The organism is Micrococcus sp. Mcc28 (genome assembly GCF_024519775.1).
GTDB classification, from domain to species: domain Bacteria; phylum Actinomycetota; class Actinomycetes; order Actinomycetales; family Micrococcaceae; genus Micrococcus; species Micrococcus luteus.
Window position 1 is genome coordinate 143,424 of the sequence record NZ_JALJRH010000001.1, and the last position, 14,854, is coordinate 158,277.

The 14,854-nt window shown below is 73.6% G+C and carries 17 protein-coding genes and 1 other RNA gene; 5 read left to right on the plus strand and 13 right to left on the minus strand.

The genetic code is table 11. The features are described 5' to 3' along the window. Positions 1-158: 158 nt before the first annotated feature. The 5 genes from aroA to NR073_RS00660 all read left to right on the plus strand — a co-directional run bounded on the left by aroA (position 159) and on the right by NR073_RS00660 (position 4,564). Positions 159-1,589: a 3-phosphoshikimate 1-carboxyvinyltransferase gene (gene aroA, locus NR073_RS00640; RefSeq protein ID WP_044659233.1), complete on the plus strand. Its 1,431-nt coding sequence runs from the start codon at positions 159-161 to the stop codon at positions 1,587-1,589. Further along, positions 1,589-2,689 (plus strand): ribosome small subunit-dependent GTPase A, encoded by a 1,101-nt coding sequence (gene rsgA / locus NR073_RS00645; protein ID WP_044659234.1) that lies wholly within the window; start codon positions 1,589-1,591, stop codon positions 2,687-2,689. Before aroA ends, rsgA begins: the two co-directional genes overlap by 1 nt. Before the next feature lie 29 nt (positions 2,690-2,718). After that, positions 2,719-3,558: a histidinol-phosphatase gene (hisN, locus tag NR073_RS00650; protein WP_041104303.1), complete on the plus strand. Its 840-nt coding sequence runs from the start codon at positions 2,719-2,721 to the stop codon at positions 3,556-3,558. Positions 3,559-3,635: 77 nt separating this feature from the next. After that, a complete protein-coding gene (locus tag NR073_RS00655; protein ID WP_060974332.1) occupies positions 3,636-4,121 on the plus strand; it encodes a CrcB family protein in 486 nt (161 codons plus the stop codon). Beyond that, the gene (locus NR073_RS00660) at positions 4,118-4,564 is read left to right on the plus strand and encodes a CrcB family protein (protein ID WP_060974331.1); all 447 of its coding nucleotides are present in this window, start codon (positions 4,118-4,120) and stop codon (positions 4,562-4,564) included. The genes NR073_RS00655 and NR073_RS00660 overlap by 4 nt, the downstream gene beginning before the upstream one ends. Positions 4,565-4,644: 80 nt before the next feature. Here the strand turns inward: NR073_RS00660 and ssrA are convergent. The 13 genes from ssrA to NR073_RS00725 all read right to left on the minus strand — a co-directional run bounded on the left by ssrA (position 4,645) and on the right by NR073_RS00725 (position 14,814). Beyond that, positions 4,645-5,016: a transfer-messenger RNA gene (gene ssrA, locus NR073_RS00665) on the minus strand. 135 nt (positions 5,017-5,151) lie between these two features. Continuing rightward, on the minus strand, positions 5,152-5,667 hold the full coding sequence (gene smpB, locus NR073_RS00670) for an SsrA-binding protein SmpB (RefSeq protein WP_044659238.1): 516 nt from the start codon (positions 5,665-5,667) through the stop codon (positions 5,152-5,154). 129 nt (positions 5,668-5,796) lie between these two features. Then, a complete protein-coding gene (locus tag NR073_RS00675) occupies positions 5,797-6,462 on the minus strand; it encodes a CoA transferase subunit B (protein ID WP_060974330.1) in 666 nt (221 codons plus the stop codon). Then, a complete protein-coding gene (locus NR073_RS00680) occupies positions 6,459-7,268 on the minus strand; it encodes a CoA transferase subunit A (protein WP_060974329.1) in 810 nt (269 codons plus the stop codon). Before NR073_RS00680 ends, NR073_RS00675 begins: the two co-directional genes overlap by 4 nt. A 31-nt stretch (positions 7,269-7,299) precedes the next feature. Continuing rightward, a complete protein-coding gene (locus tag NR073_RS00685; RefSeq protein WP_060974328.1) occupies positions 7,300-8,508 on the minus strand; it encodes an acetyl-CoA C-acetyltransferase in 1,209 nt (402 codons plus the stop codon). Between the two features lie 190 nt (positions 8,509-8,698). Further along, entirely contained in the window at positions 8,699-9,766 is a 1,068-nt protein-coding gene (locus NR073_RS00690; protein ID WP_041104337.1) for a 2,3-butanediol dehydrogenase, read from the minus strand. Positions 9,767-9,983: 217 nt separating this feature from the next. Continuing rightward, on the minus strand, positions 9,984-11,105 hold the full coding sequence (prfB, locus tag NR073_RS00695; RefSeq protein ID WP_049147200.1) for a peptide chain release factor 2: 1,122 nt from the start codon (positions 11,103-11,105) through the stop codon (positions 9,984-9,986). Between the two features lie 150 nt (positions 11,106-11,255). After that, positions 11,256-12,410 (minus strand): LysM peptidoglycan-binding domain-containing protein, encoded by a 1,155-nt coding sequence (locus NR073_RS00700; RefSeq protein WP_060974327.1) that lies wholly within the window; start codon positions 12,408-12,410, stop codon positions 11,256-11,258. 159 nt (positions 12,411-12,569) lie between these two features. Next, positions 12,570-13,310, minus strand: a complete 741-nt coding sequence (locus tag NR073_RS00705) for an alpha/beta fold hydrolase (protein ID WP_135019366.1) — start codon at positions 13,308-13,310, stop codon at positions 12,570-12,572. Next, positions 13,307-13,765, minus strand: a complete 459-nt coding sequence (locus NR073_RS00710; RefSeq protein ID WP_061867911.1) for a pilus assembly protein TadG-related protein — start codon at positions 13,763-13,765, stop codon at positions 13,307-13,309. Before NR073_RS00710 ends, NR073_RS00705 begins: the two co-directional genes overlap by 4 nt. Continuing rightward, positions 13,765-14,193: a hypothetical protein gene (locus NR073_RS00715; RefSeq protein WP_127435439.1), complete on the minus strand. Its 429-nt coding sequence runs from the start codon at positions 14,191-14,193 to the stop codon at positions 13,765-13,767. The genes NR073_RS00710 and NR073_RS00715 overlap by 1 nt, the downstream gene beginning before the upstream one ends. Beyond that, the gene (locus tag NR073_RS00720; protein ID WP_127435438.1) at positions 14,177-14,605 is read right to left on the minus strand and encodes a TadE/TadG family type IV pilus assembly protein; all 429 of its coding nucleotides are present in this window, start codon (positions 14,603-14,605) and stop codon (positions 14,177-14,179) included. The genes NR073_RS00715 and NR073_RS00720 overlap by 17 nt, the downstream gene beginning before the upstream one ends. A gap of 2 nt (positions 14,606-14,607) precedes the next feature. Next, positions 14,608-14,814 (minus strand): hypothetical protein, encoded by a 207-nt coding sequence (locus NR073_RS00725; RefSeq protein ID WP_004167681.1) that lies wholly within the window; start codon positions 14,812-14,814, stop codon positions 14,608-14,610. Positions 14,815-14,854 lie beyond the last annotated feature (40 nt).

Here is a 14,854-nt window from a genome sequence, read left to right on the forward strand (position 1 = left end):
GGCGCTCATGCGGGGCTCCTCTCCGGCTGCGGTCCGCGGCGAGCGGGACCGGTGCGCCGACACGGGTACGGGGTCGTCCAGTGGAGCGCCAGGAGCGTTCCAGGTATTCCCCCGCGACAGGCCGACCCCGGCCGACAGCCGCCGGATAGGCTGGTCCGGTGACCCGCCCCACGCGTGCCGCCGCGCACTCCCCCGCCCCCCGTCCCGACGCCGCCGAGACCTGGCCCGCGCCCGTGGCGCGCGGCCCGGTGCGCGGAGAGGTGCGGCTGCCGGGATCGAAGTCGCTGACGAACCGGCATCTCGTGCTCGCCGCGCTCGCCGACGGTCCGTGCGTCCTGCACGGCGTCCTCGAGTCGCGGGACACGGCATTGATGCGCACGGCGCTCACAGCGCTCGGGGCCCGGTTCGAGCCCCTGTCCGACGGCGGACTGCGGGTGCATCCGATGCCGGTCGGCGAGCCGCTGGCCGGGGATGTCGCCGTGGACTGCGGACTGGCGGGGACGGTCATGCGCTTCGTCCCGTTCGTCGCCGCGCTGCGGCCCGGCCGGGTCCGCTTCGACGGCGACGCCGGCGCGCGCCTGCGCCCGATGGCCCCGGTCCTGGACGCGCTGCGCCAGCTCGGGGTGGCCGTCAACGAGGAGGGCGAGCCCGGTCGCCTGCCCTTCACGATGACGACCCGCGCGGACGCGGCCACGGTGGCCCCCGACGGCGACGTGCCGGAGGTCGCGGTCGACGCCTCCGGCTCCTCCCAGTTCCTGTCCGCCGCGCTGCTGGCGGCCGCGGGGATGCCGCGCGGCCTCCGGCTGCGGCACACCGGGCAGACCGTGCCGAGTCCGGAGCACGTCGCGATGACCGTCGGGGTGCTGCGCGCGCTCGAGGTGGACGTCGCCGAGACGGGTCCCGGGGCGTGGACCGTGGCCCCGGGGCGCATCCCGGCACACGAGGCGACCGTCGAGCCGGACCTGTCCAACGCAGGCCCCTTCCTGGCCGCCGCCGTGGCCACGGGCGGCTCCGTGACGGTGCCGGACTGGCCCACCCGCACGACGCAGATCGGCGACCGCTGGCGGCGGATCCTGCCGCAGTTCGGGGCGAGCGTGGCCCTCACGGTCGACCGCACGGACCGCTCCCGCGGCCGGCTCACGGTGACGGGGGCGGTCCACGACGACGGCGCGCCCCGCATCACCGGCGCCGGTGAGATCGCGGACACGGCCGAGCTCGCCCCCACCGCGGCCGCGCTCGCCCTGCTGGCCTCCGGGCCCACCCGCCTGACGGGGATCGGCCATCTGCGGGGCCATGAGACGGACCGGCTCGCCGCGCTCACCGCCGAGGCCGCCCGCCTGGGGATCACCGTGGACGAGGACGAGACGTCGCTCGGCTTCCCGGGGACGGACGCGTCGGGGCCGCTGTCGCCCGCCGCCCTCGAGACCTACCACGACCACCGGATGGCGACCTTCGCCGCCGTCGTCGGCCTGCGCGTGCCGGGGACCGGCATCGTGGACGTGGCGACCACCGCGAAGACGATGCCGGACTTCCCCGCACTGTGGACCGCGCTCGTGGCACCCGGCGATGCGGCCGAGGAGGCCCGCTGATGGCCCGGCGCCTCGATCCCTCCGCGTGGGACGAGTCCGATGTCCGGGTGCGCCCGTCCAAACGCGGCACCCGCCCGCGCACCAAGGAGCGGCCCAAGCACGAGGATGCGCAGGTCGGCATGGTCACCACGGTGGACCGCGGCCGGTACGCCGTGGTGCTGCCGGATCGCCTGGACGAGCGGATCACGGCGATGCGCGCCCGCGAGCTGCGCCGCACGCCGATCGCCACGGGCGACCGGGTGGCCGTCGTCGGGGACCTCTCCGGGGACGAGGGCACGCTCGCACGCATCGTCCGTGTCGAGGAGCGCAGCACGGTCCTGCGCCGGTCGGCGGACGACTCGGACGAGGTCGAGCGGGTGGTGGTGGCCAACGCCGACCTGCTGGTGATCATGGTGGCCGCGGCCAATCCGGAGCCCCGGACCGGCTTCATCGACCGCGCCCTGGTCGCCTGCTACGACGCCGGCATCCACCCGGTGCTGCTCATCACGAAGACCGACCTGCGTGATCCGGCCGCGCTGGTGGCGCACTACGAGGCCCTGGACCTGGAGGTGATGACCTCCGGTGCGGCGACCTTCGAGGCCGAGACCGGGGACACCGCCCTGGACGCCTCGCTCGTGGCCCGGGTGGCCGAGCGGCTGATCGGGCACACGAGCGCGTTCGTGGGGCCCTCCGGCGTCGGCAAGTCCACGCTGCTGAACGCGCTCACCGGCGCGGAACGGGCCACCGGCCACGTCAACGCCGTCACCGGCCGGGGCCGGCACACCTCCTCGTCCGCGCTCGCACTGCCGCTGACGGGCGACGACGGCGCCCCCCTGCCGGACACCTGGGTGGTGGACACCCCCGGCATCCGGTCCTTCGGGCTGGGCTGGGTCGAGCCGGACCGCGTGGTGGAGGCGTTCGACGACCTCGCCGGCGGGCTGGCGGACTGCCCGCGCGGCTGCACCCACACCGCCGACTCCCCCGGCTGCGGCCTGGACGCATGGGTGGCCGCGGGCCACGCCGGCCCCTCGGGAGCGGCACGCCTGGCCTCGCTGCGGCGTCTGCTCGGCAACCGGCTGGCCCCCTCGGGGGCGGAGGACGCGGCGTCGTCCGAGGACTGAGGCGGCCCGCGCGGTATAGCGTGGGCGGCATGGAGCGACCTGAGAACCCTGCGACCCGCGGCCGCGACCTCACGGAGGACCTGCGGCTGGCCCACATGCTGGCGGACAACGTGGACTCGATCACGATGTCCCGGTTCAAGGCCCAGGACCTCGAGGTCAGCACCAAGCCGGATCTCACCCCTGTCACGGATGCGGACCGCGCCGCGGAGGAGTCCATCCGCTCCACCCTGTCCCGTGCCCGGGCGCGCGACGGCATCGTGGGTGAGGAGTTCGGCGGATCTCTGAGCCGCTCCGGCCGGCAGTGGGTGGTCGACCCCATCGACGGCACCAAGAACTTCGTGCGCGGCGTGCCCGTGTGGGCCACCCTCATCGCGCTGCTGATCGACGGCGAGCCCGTCGTCGGCGTCGTCTCCGCCCCCGCCCTGCACCGGCGCTGGTGGGCCGCGGCCGGCCAGGGCGCCTTCGCGGGCACCTCGCTCACGCGTGCTCAGCGGATCACCGTGTCCGGCGTGGATCGGGTCGAGGACGCGTCGCTGTCCTTCTCCTCGATCGAGGGCTGGCGCGAACGCGGCTCGATCCGCGCGTTCCTGCAGCTCACCTCGGACGTGTGGCGCGTGCGCGGCTTCGGTGACTTCTGGTCCTACATGCTCGTGGCCGAGGGCGCCGTGGACATCGCGGCCGAGCCCGAGCTCGAGCTGCATGACATGGCCGCTCTGGTGCCGATCGTGCGCGAGGCCGGCGGCCGCTTCACCTCGCTGGACGGCGAGGACGGCCCGTTCGGCGGGCACGCGCTGGCCACGAACGGCCTGCTCCACGACGACGTCCTCGCCCGCCTCCGCGCGGGTGACGAGACCGAGGGCGGCGCCTGATGGCCGCGCGGGGGGAGACGACGGCCGACCGGAGGGGCGGGCGCGGGACGGATCGCCGGCCCGGCACTGCGGGTGCGGTGGCCCTCGGCGGTGCCGCGGGCGTGCTGTGCGGTGCGGGGGTGATGAACGCGGTGACCGCGCTGGCCGGGGCGCCCAACTTCCGCGGCACGTTCGGCGCCGCGTTCGGGGCGGTCGACGTGCTGGTCCAGGCCCTGCCGCTGTTCGTGGTGAACGTGCTCGGCTCGTTCCTGCTCGGCCTGCTGTGGGCGGCCTCGCGCTGCCGCGGGCCGGACTGGCGTCCACGCCTGGTGGCGGGGCTGGGAACCGGCTTCCTCGGTGCGTTCACCACCATCTCCAGCGCCGTCGCCCTGGTGCTGTGGCCGGTGCGGCTGGGCGCTGCGGCGTCCGGGGCGGGTGGCGTCCTCGCCGCGGCGGTAGCGGTGCTGCTGGTGCTCGCGCTGATGGCTGCACTCTCGACGGCGGCGGCCGTGCTCGGCCTGCGCGCCGGGGGCGCCCCGGGGTCGCGCGCGGTCGGGACGGATCGTTCGGCGGAGGACGCATGAGCGGCGCGGGATACGAGGTCTTCGCTCTCCTCCAGGTGGCCCTCCTGGCCTGCCTCGCGGCGGGCGGGGCGCTCGGCGCCCTGGTGCGCCGGCGCCTGACCGACCGGCTCGGCCCCCGGGGTCTGCTCACCGCCAACACGACGGCGGCCCTGCTCCTCGGCGTCACCGTCGGCCTGGCCGTGCCGGAGCTGGTGTACGCCTCCGGGGGCGGGGGCGACGGGCAGGGGCTCGTGCTCGTCGCGGCGGTGTCGGCCGTGGTGTCCGGGTTCTGCCTCGCCCTGGGGACGTGGTCCACCGTGGCCGCTGAGGCGGCTGACGCCGTGCTCGCCCGTCGATGGGGCACAGCCGCCCGCCTGTGGGCCGCGCATCTGGGTCTGGGGCTGGTGGCCGTCGTCGTCGGCTGGGGCGCCGGCCTGGGCCTGCACGCGGTCCTGGCCGGCTGAGGGGCGGGCCGCCGCAAACCGGTCGCGGACACGAGGAAGGCCCCGGAATCGGGGTGATTCCGGGGCCTTCCCGTGGTGGTGAGTGGAGCCGGCGGGAATTGAACCCGCGTCCGATGAGGTGTTGCCAGGTCTTCTCCGGGCGCAGTCTGCTGTGGGTGTTGCTCGGTCCTGGCCGTCCCGCAGACGGGCGGCCAACCCGGACCCAGCCGGATTGATGTCGGCGTCACGACCCCCGGCGAGGGTGACGCCCAGTGGCTATCTAGCTGACGCCACGATCCGAGGCGACAGCGACCTCGGGGTGACGGACTCGATCACTGATCAGGCAGCGAGAGCGAAGTCAGTGCGCTTGGATTCGGCACTTATTGGTTTGCAGAGAGCGTTTGACGAGATGACTCTGCATCCTCGGCCCGCTTCTCCCGACGCGACACACACCGTCGAAACCGATCGGCCCCATGGGGGCGACTCCTCTATGAGGTTGTCAATCACCACTGCAGGCGGAGGGCGCGAGGCCCGCCGGTCCTGAAACCGGCCCTGCGAGAGATACAACGTAGCACGCCCCCCGGGCATTCCCAAGGGGCCTGCCGCGCTCAGGCCACGCCGGCGCGCCGGTTGCGCATCCGCATGGCCCGCTGGGCCTCGCGGTTGTCCTGCTGCTCGCGCAGCTTGTGCCGCTTGTCGTATTCGCGGTTGCCGCGCGCGACGCCGATCTCCACCTTCACGCGCCCGTTCAGGAAGTACAGGGACAGCGGCACGATGGTCAGGCCCGGATCCTGGATCTGGCGGGAGATCTTCGTCAGCTCGGCGCGGTGCAGCAGCAGCTTGCGGCGGCGGCGGGCGGCGTGGTTGGTCCACGAGCCGTTGAGGTACTCCGGGATGTAGACCTGCTCGAGCCACAGCTCGTCCCGGTAGAAGACCGCGAAGCCGTCCACGAGCGAGGCCTTGCCCTCGCGCAGCGACTTCACCTCGGTGCCGGTGAGCACCATGCCGGCCTCGTACGTGTCGAGGATGGTGTAGTCGTGGCGCGCCTTCTTGTTGTTGGCGATCACCTGGCGCTCGCCGGGGGCCGGCTGCTTGGCGGCCTTGCCCTTGCTGTTCTTGCCCATGGCCTCACGTCCTTCCAGCGTCCACGGCGACGGCCGCGCCCCGATCAGGGCGCGGCCGTCCAGTCTATCCCGTGCCGGTCCGATGCCCGCCGAGGCGGTGCGCCGGGGCCGCGGGGCGGCGTCGTCGGCTCAGTCCAGCGACGCGCCGGTGAGCGCGCGGACCTGCTCCTCGGTGACGCCGGGCGCGGTCTCCACGAGCGCCAGGCGGGGCTGTTCCGGGGTGCCGACGACGTCGATGACGGCCAGGTCCGTGATGATGCGGTCGACGACGGCGCGGCCGGTCAGCGGCAGGGTGCACTGGTCGACGATCTTGGGGGTGCCGTCCTTGGACACGTGGTCCATCATGACGATCACGCGGCCGGCGCCGTGGACGAGGTCCATCGCACCGCCCATGCCCTTGACCATCTTGCCGGGCACCATCCAGTTGGCCAGGTCGCCCGCGGCGGAGACCTCCATGCCGCCCAGGACGGCGACGTCGATCTTGCCGCCGCGGATCATGCCGAAGCTCAGCGCGGAGTCGAAGAAGGACGCCCCCGGGTTCACGGTGACGGTCTCCTTGCCCGCGTTGATCAGGTCCGGGTCCACGGCGTCCTCCGTGGGGTACGGGCCCGTGCCGAGGATGCCGTTCTCGGACTGCAGCACCACGGACCGCCCGGCGGGGATGTGGTTGGGGATCAGCGTGGGCATGCCGATGCCGAGGTTGACGTAGGCGCCGTCCGGCAGCTCCTGCGCGGCGCGGGCCGCCATCTGGTCGCGGCTCAGGCCCTGGGGACGCCCGGTGGTCTGCTCGCTCATGCCTGCTCCTCCCCCGACGCGCGCACGGTGCGCTTCTCGATCCGCTTCTCGATGTCCGTGCCGACCTCCACGATCCGGTGCACGAAGACGCCGGGCAGGTGCACGTCATCCGGGTCGATCTCGCCGGGCTCGACGAGCTCCTCCACCTGGGCGATGCACACGCGGCCGGCCATGGCCGCGGGCGGGCCGAACTGGCGGGTGGCCTTGCGGAACACGAGGTTGCCGTGGCGGTCGCCCTTCCACGCGTGCACGAGGGAGAAGTCGGTGACGATGGAGCGTTCGAGCACATAGGTCTCGGGCTCGTCCGGGGTCTGGCTGAGGTAGCCCTCGCCGAGCACGAACGTGTCCGTGGGCTTGGCCTGCGAGGACTTCACCACGGTGCCGTCCGCGTCGTAGCGCATGGGCAGGCCGCCTTCGGCCACCTGGGTGCCGACGCCGGAGCGGGTGTAGAACGCCGGGATGCCGGCGCCGCCGGCGCGGAGCTTCTCCGCGAGGGTGCCCTGCGGGACGAGCTCCACCTCGAGCTCGCCCTCGAGGTACTGGCGGGCGAACTCCTTGTTCTCCCCCACATAGGAGGAGGTCATCTTCCGCAGCCGGCGCGCGCCGAGCAGGATGCCCAGGCCCCAGCCGTCCACGCCGCAGTTGTTGGAGACGACGGACAGGTCCGTGGCGCCCTGCTCGAGCAGGGCCTCGATGAGCTGCACGGGGTTGCCGGAGAGCCCGAAGCCGCCGACGGCCAGGGACGCGCCGTCCGGCACGTCCGCCACCGCCTCGGCGGGCGTGGCCACGGTCTTGTCGAGAGCCATGTCCGGGGTCCTTTCTGTCAGGGGCGGTCTGTCAGCGGAAGAGGATCAGGGCCTCGCCCTGGCCGCCGCCGCCGCAGAGCGAGACGGCCGCGCGGCCGCCGTCGCGCCGGTCGAGCTCGAGGGCGGCGTGCAGGGCCAGCCGGGCGCCGGAGGCGCCGATCGGGTGGCCCAGGGCGATGGCGCCGCCGTGGATGTTGGTCTTCTCGTGCGGGTAGCCGAGGTCGCGCAGGGACTGCACGGCCACCGCGCCGAACGCCTCGTTGATCTCGATGAAGTCGAGGTCGGCCACGTCCCAGCCCTGCTTCCGCACGGCGGCGTTGATCGCGTCCGAGGGCTGGGAGTGCAGCTGCGAGCTGTCCGGGCCGGCGGTCTGGCCGGGTGCGCCCACCGTGGCGAGGATCGTCAGGCCCTTCTCCTCGGCGAAGGCCCGCGAGGTCACCACGAGGGCGGCGGCGCCGTCGGACAGGGGCGAGGAGTTGCCGGCCGTGATGGTGCCGTCCTTCGCGAACGCCGGGCGCAGGGCGCCCAGCGACTCGGCGGTCGTGTCCGGGCGGACCCCTTCGTCCTGGGAGACGACCAGCGGGTCGCCCTTGCGCTGCGGGATCTCCACCGGGGCGATCTCGCCCTCGAAGACGCCCTCGGACTGGGCCCGGGCGGCCCGCTGGTGCGAGGCCGCGGCGACCTCGTCCTGCTCGGCGCGGGCGATGTTCCGCTCGCCGTTGCCGGACTCGGTCAGCTCGCCCATGGCCTCGTGGCTCAGGGAGTCGGTGAGGCCGTCCCACGCGACGGCGTCGAGCATGGTGGCCGGGCCGTACTTGAAGCCCGTGCGCGCGCCGGGCAGCAGGTGCGGGGCGTTGGTCATGGACTCCTGACCGCCGGCCACCACCACGTCCGCCTCGCCGAGGCGGATGAGACGGGCGGCGTCGATCACGGCGGTGAGGCCGGACAGGCACACCTTGTTGATCGTCATGGCCGGGACGTTCCACGGGATGCCCGCGGCGAGCGCGGACTGGCGGGCCGGGTTCTGGCCCGCGCCGGCCTGCACGACCTGGCCCATGTAGACCATGTCCACGTCCTCGGGGGCCACGCCGGCGCGCTCGAGCGCGTGCGTGATCGCGTGGGCGCCCAGGTCCACGGCGCGCAGGTCGGCCTGCTGCGAGAGCAGCCGGGTGAAGGGCGTGCGGGCACCGCCCACGATCACGGCATCGGTGGGCTGAGGCTGGGGCAGCTCGGCGGTCATGCGGTCCTCCTGGGACGTTCAACTCGGTTCATCACGATTCACTCAAATGCAGTCTATGACCCCGGTCACAGGCGCGCCAGGGAGCGACGCGTCTGTGACGGCGCGCCGCGGCACAGGGACCACGACGGCCCGCACCCGCAGCGCGCGGGTGCGGGCCGTCGTCGGGACGTCCGGGGGTCGGGCCGGAGCCTCAGAGGCCCTGGCCGGTGGGCGAGACGAGGATCTTCACGGCCGTCTCGTTGTGGTGGATGAGGGTCTCGAAGCCCTGGTCGACCAGGTCGTCGAGGCCGATCTTGCCGGTGATGAACGGCGCGAGGTCCACGGCGCCGTCCTCGACCATGCGGATGGTGTCCGCGTGGTCGTTCGCGTACGCGATGGTGCCGCGCAGGTCGATCTCCTTCATCACCAGCTTGTGCAGGGCCACGGCGGGCTCGTGGCCCCAGATGGACTCGTTGACGATCACCCCGCCGGGACGGACCGCGTCCAGCAGCATGTCCAGCACCACGTCCACCGAGGTGCACTCGAAGCCCACGTCCGCGCCCTGGCCGTCGTGCAGCTCGCGGATCTTCGCGGGCACGTCCACCTCGCGGGGGTCGAATGCCTCGTCTACCACGCCGGCCTCGAGCACCTTCTGGCGGCGCAGCTCCGAGAGCTCGGAGACGTACACCGTCAGGCCCTTGCCCTTGAGCACGGCCGCCGTGAGCGCGCCGATGGGGCCGGCGCCACCGATCACTGCCACGCCCGACGTCGGAGAGCCGGCCCTCACCCACGCGTGGTGGGCCACGGAGAGCGGCTCGATGAGCGCGGCCTGGTCGAGAGGCACGGAGTCGGCCACCGGGTGGACCCAGCGGCGCTGCACCGCGATCTGCTCGGCCAGTCCGCCGCCGTCGCCGCCCAGGCCGATGAAGTTCATGTCCGGCGCGAGGTTGTAGTCCGGTCGGTCCCGGTCCTCCTCGCGCACGATGTACGGCTCCACGACGACCTTCTGGCCGACCTCGAGGTCCGTGACGCCCTCGCCCAGGGCGGCGACGGTGCCGGACATCTCGTGGCCGAGCGTGACGGGGGCGGCGTCGCCGGAGATCGGGTGCGGGTGCCCGGCCGGCGGGATGAAGATCGGGCCCTCGAGGTACTCGTGCAGGTCCGTGCCGCAGATGCCGCACCACGCGACGTCCACGAGGACCTGCCCCGGGCCGGCCGTGGGCGAGTCGATCTCCTCGATGCGGATGTCCTTCTTGCCGTGCCAACGGGCGGCGCGCATGGTCATGCTGGTCGACCTCCTGGGTGGGAATGGAGTCTGGTGCCGGACCGGCGCGCGGGGGCGCCTGCCCGGTGCTTCGAGCATCCCACCGGGCCGGTCTCCCGGGCCAGGCCCGAGGCCCCTGCGGGGGCTTGAACGGCGACGCCGGCCGGCGCCTCACTGCGGAGGTGCGGGCCGGCGTCGTGGTGGCCTGGGCGGCGGGGCCGCGCCGTGGGGCTCAGTCCTCCTGGGCGGCCTTGACCTGCTCGGCGCGCCAGCGGATCCCGGCGTCCACGAAATCGTCGATGTGGCCGTCGAACACGGAGGAGGGGTTGCCCTCCTCGTGGCCCGTGCGCAGGTCCTTGACCATCTGGTACGGGTTCAGCACGTAGGAGCGCATCTGGTCGCCCCAGGACGCCTTGACGTCGCCGGCCATCTCCTTCTTCTTCGCGTCCTCCTCGGCCTTGCGCAGCAGCAGCAGACGGGACTGGAGCACGCGCAGGGCGGCGGCACGGTTCTGGATCTGCGACTTCTCGTTCTGCATGGACACGACGATGCCGGTGGGCAGGTGCGTCATGCGGACGGCGGAGTCCGTGGTGTTCACGGACTGGCCGCCGGGGCCCGAGGAGCGGAACACGTCCACCTTGATCTCGGACTCGGGGATCTCGATGGAGTCGTCCGACTCGATCAGCGGCACCACCTCGACCGCCGCGAAGGACGTCTGGCGGCGGCCCTGGTTGTCGAAGGGGCTGATGCGCACGAGGCGGTGCGTGCCGGCCTCCACGGAGAGGGTGCCGAACGCGTAGGGCGCGTTGACCTCGAAGGTGACGGACTTCAGGCCGGCCTCCTCCGCGTAGGAGGTGTCCATGACCTTGGTGGACCAGCCGCGCTGCTCGGCCCAGCGCAGGTACATGCGCATGAGGGTCTCGGCGAAGTCGGCCGCGTCCACGCCGCCGGCGCCCGCGCGGATGGTCACGACGGCGTCGCGCTGGTCGTACTCGCCGCTGAGCAGCGTGACGACCTCGAGTTCCTCCAGGGCCTTGCGGATGGAGGTCAGCTCCTGGTTCGCGTCGTCGAGGAGGGAGGGCTCGTCCTCCTCCGCGGCGAGCTCGACCATGGTCTCCAGGTCCTCGATGCGGCTCTCCAGGGAGGTGATGCGCTTGAGGTCCGTCTGACGGTGGGAGAGCTTGGAGGTGACCTTCTGGGCCTCCTCCGGGTCGTCCCAGAGGTCCGGTGCGGAGGCCTGCTGCTCCAGTTCGGCGATGTCCGCCTTGATGCGGTCGAGGTCCGAGACCTGCTCGATGGAGGCCAGGGTGTGGCGCAGGGAGTCGATCTCCGCAGAGAAGTCAGTATCAGCCATGATTCGGCCAGCCTACCGCGTGGGGTGGACGCCGGTCGCGGCCGGTGACGACGAGTCGACCCGGGCCGGGACCCGCGCGACTTCTAGGAGCAGCGGTGCGGTTCGGGCAGGCGGGTCGCCGGGGGCCACCGGCCCACCGTCGCCGTCCGGTCAGCGGAGGCGCAGGCGCTGGCCCGGGTGGATCTCGGTGCTCAGCGTGGCGCCGTTCAGGCTGAGCAGCTGGGTGACCGGGACGCCCGTGGCGCGGGACACCGCGTACCAGCCCTGGCCGGGGAGCACGGTGTAGGTGGCCGGCGTCGTCGTGGTGGAGGTGGCGGGCAGCAGCAGGGTCTGGCCGACGCGGATCATGTGCGGATCGGAGATCTTGTTGAGGGTGGCCAGCGCCTGCCAGCCGCCGGTGACCCCGTAGCGGGTGGCGATGAGGCTCAGGGTGTCGCCGGCCTGGACCGTGACGGTCCGGGGTGTCGTGGACCGCAGCACCGGCGCGGTGTCCACGGCGAGGCGGACCAGACGCGCGTAGACGCTCGCACCCTGCCCGCGGGGGTGGATGCGGTCCTCGCGGAAGTCCGTCACATAGGCCGAGGCCCGCTTCCAGTCCGCCACCACCACGCGGCTGGGGTAGGTGGCGGCGAGGTTGCGCATCGCCGTGTTGGTGGACGTCTCCCAGGCGACCGGTCCGGAGGCCGTGACCAGCACGAGTGTGCGTCCGGTCCCGACGAGGTCCATCGCCCGGCGAACCTGGGTGGCCGTGGCACCGCCGTCGTTCACACCGAGGCCGAGCACGACGACGTCACCGAGGCGGCCGGCCTGCTTGAGCTCGGCCAGGCGTGTCAGGCCCTGGGCGAAGGTGCGGCCCTCGCGGGCGTCGATGGTCAGCCCCGGCATTTCGAGGTTCATCAGGGACGCCGCGCCGAGGGCGATGGAGTCGCCGACCACGGTCACCCGGCGACCGGCCGAGGAGGGGGCCATCGGCCCGGAGTAGGGGGTGCCGGTGCGCGAGGTGGCCGGCAGGTGCTTCGAAACGGCCGGAAGGACGAGGGGCTGGCCGGCGCGGATCGCGGTGCTGGTCGTGGCGCCGTTGGCACGGAGCAGGTCCGCGAGTTCGACCCCCACGCGTGGGGCGATGTACGCCCACGTGTCCCCAGACTGGGCCAGGTAGGTGCCCGGCGCGAGCCCGGTGGTCGCGGTGGTGGTCGTCGTCCCTGAGGCGGAGGTGACTGCCGGGGCGGCCGGGGCCGCGGAGACCAGGGCGGCGACGACGAGGACGGAGGCGCCGAGGCGCGTGCCGAGGGTGGAGCGGTTCATGCGGGGCTTTCAGGCGGGGAGGACGGGCTTCCGCAGGACTGACCACTCGAGATGTGCGTCACACCGGGTGCGGTCAGATCATTGTATGGCGCGCGGGACGTCTCGACGCGTTGCCCGCTTCGGAGGGGCACCCATGCCCGGTCGGCGGCGGGCACGCGGTCAGTGGTGGGAGGGCTGGGCGGCCACGGTCGCGTGCCAGCGGCGGATGGCTGCCGCGACGGCCTCGGGCTCGGCGACGTGCGGCCAGTGGCCCGGGCCGACGTCGACGACGGTGGCGTGCTGAGTGACCGCGTCCAGGTCCCGCTGGTGGACGTCCCGGGTGCTGCGCACGTACAGCGTCGGGACGGTGAGGGAGGACCACAGGGCACGGGTGTCCGCGGCAAGGACGGCGGCCCAGAGCTCGCGCATCGAATGGTCCGGCGTGGCGTCCAGGTCGGCCAGGATCCGCTCGTGCCACGGCTCCGGGACGAGGAGGTCCCGCGCGAGCGAGGCGCGGAGCACGCTCCGCCAGTCCGGGCGGGCGGCGAGGCGGGCCTTCGCCGCCCGGGCGGCCAGGGCGGGGTCCGTCACCGGGACGTTCGAGTCGATGACCACGAGGGCGCGGGGTCGCACCAGCCCGTCGGCGACGGCGCGCAGCGCGATGACCCCGCCCGTGCTGTGGCCGATCAGCAGCCCCGGCACGGGGCCGGCCTGCGCCGCCCAGGTGTGGGCGGCGTCGAGGACGGGATCCGCCTCGATCGCCGGCCGTGCGGCCCGGGGGCGGTCCTGGCCGCCGGCGTCCGTGCCCGGGTGGCCGGGCAGGGCGGGCGAGGCGGCGAGGTCGGCCGCGGCGCCGAGGGCGTCGGCAAGGGGCTGGAAGTGGGCGGGTCGGCCACCGATGCCGTGGAGGAAGCGGATCACCGGGCCAGGCTAGTGCGACTGCTGCCCGTCGCCTCGAGGGGGACCGACAGGGGCAGTGTCCCCGCGAACGGGCCGGTCATGGCGAACAGATCGGCCCGGGCGTCGAGGGTGACGACGACGGTGGTGCCGTCCTCGGCCACGCGGGCGCTCATCCCACCGAGCCCGGGCACGGCCTCACGGGCGCCGACGGCCGCGAGGTGCGCGCTGGCGGAGGCGGCCACGTCGCCGTCGGAGAGCACGACGCCCGGGTCCTCCCCCAGCCGGAAGCCGAGCTCCTCTGCCCCGGCGACGGCGGCCGAGTCCGCGAGCGACTGCAGGCGACGGTGCTGCAACTGCACGGTGGTGACCGCGAGCATGACCAGCATGAGGGCCACGAGCACGGCGCACAGGCCGACGGTGAGGACGGTGGTCTGCCCGTCATCGTGACCCAGGCGAGCGGTGAGGGGGCGGCGCATCAGAACCTCGGCACCGTCTGGCGGGCGTCGGAACCCACGGTCACGGGGGTCATCGACCACGCTGCCGGCGTGAGAGGGACGGGCACCGCCACGTCCACCCGCACCGCGACGACCTCGCCCGGTTCGAGCGTGCCACAGCCACCCTGGTCGCAGCCGACGGTCAGGTCGTACTGGCCGGCGCCCACGCCGTAGTCGGCGAGCGTGAGCTCGAGGGTGGCGTGGGCGGCGCCTGCGCTGGGGTGATCGGCCTCGGCGACCACGGCCTTGACGGCCTGGTCCGCGGCGGCGACCGAGGCGAACGCCGCGGCCTGGACCTGGGAGACGTAGATCATCAGGTACACCACGGGGATCAGCAGGACGAGGGTGAGGCCCAGGAATTCGACCGTGGCCGCTCCCCGCTCGTCGCGGACGTCATTGACGGAACGCATGACCGCTCACCTCCACGGGGATCGGGCCCGGCAGGAACCCCAGGCCGGGCAGCGAGCTCGAGACCGTGACGCGCAGGACCGGGACCCCGTCCTGGCTGGTGAGCTCCGCGGCGACGTCGGCCCCGGACTGGCCGGGCACACCGGTGGAGAGCAGCTCCCGAGCCCGCTGGACGCCGTCCTCGGGGTTCCGGTCCGCGAGCGCCCCGTACCGGGCACCGGCGGAGGCGGCATCGATCATCACGTTGCGTGTGTGGATCACGACGCCGGCCTGGAGCAGTGCCGCGAAGAGCAGGACGACCAGGGTCATCACCATGGTGGACTCGGCCACCGCGGCGCCCCGGTCGTCCCGCCAGCGGACGCCCGTGTGGCCGCCGCGGGGCGCCGGCGCGTCGTGGGCAGCACCCCGGGGCATGCTCAGCCGCCCTGGGACACCTGGGAGATGGCCTGGTTGAACAGTCCCTCGAGCGCCGGCAGGGCGAGGGCCAGCAGGCCGGCCACGAGCACGGCGGACATGAGGGTGATCATCACCCAGCCGGGGACGTCGCCGCGCTCGTCGCGGACGTCGTCGTGGATGAGGGCGCGCAGAGCGGCCAGGACGGTGATGGCGTGGTGGTGGAGCATGGTCCCCTCCTCGGGTGGCCGGCCGCCCGTGCGGCCGGAG

Coding starts and splice junctions, on each gene's coding strand:
- rsgA (WP_044659234.1), top strand. CDS start 1,589: ATGGCCCGGCGCCTCGATCCCTCCGCGTGGGACGAGTCCGATGTCCGG.
- hisN (WP_041104303.1), top strand. CDS start 2,719: ATGGAGCGACCTGAGAACCCTGCGACCCGCGGCCGCGACCTCACGGAG.
- NR073_RS00660 (WP_060974331.1), top strand. CDS start 4,118: ATGAGCGGCGCGGGATACGAGGTCTTCGCTCTCCTCCAGGTGGCCCTC.
- smpB (WP_044659238.1), bottom strand. CDS start 5,667: ATGGGCAAGAACAGCAAGGGCAAGGCCGCCAAGCAGCCGGCCCCCGGC.
- NR073_RS00675 (WP_060974330.1), bottom strand. CDS start 6,462: ATGAGCGAGCAGACCACCGGGCGTCCCCAGGGCCTGAGCCGCGACCAG.
- NR073_RS00680 (WP_060974329.1), bottom strand. CDS start 7,268: ATGGCTCTCGACAAGACCGTGGCCACGCCCGCCGAGGCGGTGGCGGAC.
- NR073_RS00685 (WP_060974328.1), bottom strand. CDS start 8,508: ATGACCGCCGAGCTGCCCCAGCCTCAGCCCACCGATGCCGTGATCGTG.
- NR073_RS00690 (WP_041104337.1), bottom strand. CDS start 9,766: ATGCGCGCCGCCCGTTGGCACGGCAAGAAGGACATCCGCATCGAGGAG.
- prfB (WP_049147200.1), bottom strand. CDS start 11,105: ATGGCTGATACTGACTTCTCTGCGGAGATCGACTCCCTGCGCCACACC.
- NR073_RS00700 (WP_060974327.1), bottom strand. CDS start 12,410: ATGAACCGCTCCACCCTCGGCACGCGCCTCGGCGCCTCCGTCCTCGTC.
- NR073_RS00710 (WP_061867911.1), bottom strand. CDS start 13,765: ATGCGCCGCCCCCTCACCGCTCGCCTGGGTCACGATGACGGGCAGACC.
- NR073_RS00715 (WP_127435439.1), bottom strand. CDS start 14,193: ATGCGTTCCGTCAATGACGTCCGCGACGAGCGGGGAGCGGCCACGGTC.
- NR073_RS00720 (WP_127435438.1), bottom strand. CDS start 14,605: ATGCCCCGGGGTGCTGCCCACGACGCGCCGGCGCCCCGCGGCGGCCAC.
- NR073_RS00725 (WP_004167681.1), bottom strand. CDS start 14,814: ATGCTCCACCACCACGCCATCACCGTCCTGGCCGCTCTGCGCGCCCTC.